General features: G+C 67.7%; 1 protein-coding gene. It reads left to right on the forward strand.

Annotated elements, in window-relative coordinates; translation table 11 throughout:
- Positions 1 to 1,023 (forward strand): TLP1 C-terminal extension domain-containing protein (locus J6500_RS31380; protein ID WP_225716572.1); only part of this gene is annotated, 1,023 nt, incomplete at its 5' end.
- Positions 1,024 to 1,534: the final 511 nt, after the last annotated feature.

Here is a 1,534-nt window from a genome sequence, read left to right on the forward strand (position 1 = left end):
GTGTTCAGGCCGATTACGGTCTATCCGCTCTATGAATCCGCGACGTCTGCGGCGTGGGGCCAGACGCCGCGCGAGGCGCTGAAGGAATCGGGCGAGCTGTGGTCGACCTATGCGCGCGTTGCCGCCGACAACCCGAACTCCTGGCTGAAGAAACGCTTTTCGGGCGAAGAGATCACGACCGCGACGCCGGACAACCGGATGATCGCCTGGCCCTACACCAAGCTGATGGTGGCGAACCCGACCGTGAACATGGGCGGTGCGCTGATCCTGACCAGCCTTGCCAAGGCGCGCGCCGCCGGCGTGCCGGAAGACAAGCTGATCTATCCGCTCGGCGGCGCCTCGGCGGAAGAGCCGCGCGACTATCTGACCCGCGACCAGTTCGTCGAGAGCCACGCACAGACCGCGGTGCTGAAGACGGTGATGGACCTCGTCGAAGGCGACGGCAAGAAGTTCGACGCGATCGAGCTCTATAGCTGCTTCCCCTGCGTGCCGAAGATGGCGCGCCGCACGCTCGGCCTCGGCGCCGACGTGCAGCCGACCGTGACCGGCGGATTGACCTTCTTCGGCGCGCCGCTCAACACTTACATGACGCATGCGGCGTGCGCGATGGTGCGCAAGCTGCGCGGCGGCGGCAGGCTCGGCCTGCTCTACGGCCAGGGCGGTTTCGTCACCAAGCATCATGGCCTCGTGCTGTCGCGCGCGGCGCCGACGGCGGCCCTGAAGCAGGAGACCAGCGTGCAGGCGGAAGCGGACCGCAACCGGGGCGCCGTGCCTGATTTCACCACCGAGGCGACCGGCAAAGGCAAGGTCGAGGCCTTCACCGTGATCTATCGCGGCAATGGCGAGGTCGAGCACGGCGTCACCATGCTGCGCACCGAGGACGGCCGGCGCACGCTCGGCCGCATCGCGGCGAGAGACACCGCGACGCTGGCGCATCTGCAGAATTTGGATCGCACGCCGGTGGGGACGATGGGCGACATCGTCACGGCCGATGACGGCATGCTGGAGTGGCGGGTGGGCTGACCTCCTTCTCCCCGCGCACCGCCAAACAGCGAAAACAACCCCATGCAAAGGAGCCGGCGGCTGCCGGCGCTCGACATGGCACTTGACACGTCGGGCAACTCAGGGGTATTCTTCCATTATTCCGAAATTGCGTGGTATCCCTCGGCTCCGGTCTGCGGCAGCTGTCGCGTCGTCGTGGCCGCGCTATGGGTGGCCGCTCGCGCGTAGCCCGGCGGAGCCAACGGGTCGCGCGAACGCGCGCCCGATGACAGGCTCCGCGCAGTCCGGGATACCCTCGCCGCGGAGACCGCCCCCCGGATTGCGCTTCGCTGCATCCGGGCTACGGGCGGCGTAGATCGAGGGATCGCAGTTCAACCTCGCCCCGCAGGCGGGGCGATCGCATGTGAGGCATATCAGCTGGTTCACTTCGCCTCTCCCGCCTGCGGGGAGGCCGACGCGCATCGTGAGATGCGTGGCGGGTGGGGTGTATCCACGGTGGGATTCTCTTTGCGGAGACACCCCCACCCCGCCC

Source organism: Bradyrhizobium semiaridum (assembly GCF_020329505.1).
In the GTDB taxonomy this organism is placed as follows: Bacteria; Pseudomonadota; Alphaproteobacteria; order Rhizobiales; family Xanthobacteraceae; genus Bradyrhizobium; species Bradyrhizobium semiaridum.